This window comes from Nocardia abscessus (assembly GCF_015477775.1).
Classification (GTDB): Bacteria; Actinomycetota; Actinomycetes; order Mycobacteriales; family Mycobacteriaceae; genus Nocardia; species Nocardia abscessus_A.
The window spans coordinates 1-255 of sequence record NZ_JADLQO010000090.1 but is presented as its reverse complement, the minus strand read 5'-3'; the positions used below and the strand labels follow the sequence as shown (position 1 = coordinate 255).

At 68.6% G+C, this 255-nt stretch carries 1 pseudogene; it reads right to left on the bottom strand.

The window, feature by feature from the left end:
- Positions 1 to 255, bottom strand: a pseudogene (locus tag IU450_RS41570) (cholesterol oxidase); the annotation flags it as partial.

Genomic DNA, 255 nt, shown 5'->3' with positions numbered 1-255 from the left:
AGACCACCGGGCCGCCTTGGGGCGCACCGAATTCGGCCGAGGGATCGGTCCAGACGTAGATGCGGTCGGCGTTGGTCCCCCAGTTCTGTCCCACGCCGTCGGGCAGATCGCGGATGAGCCCCTTGGCTCCGGCGCGCACCAGCAGCCGAGTGGTGTTGAGACTACCCGCGGCCAGGATCAGCGCACCGGTGGTGAGGACCTTGTGCTCCACCACCGCGCCGGTGGTGTCCAGCCGTTGCACATGCACGATCCACC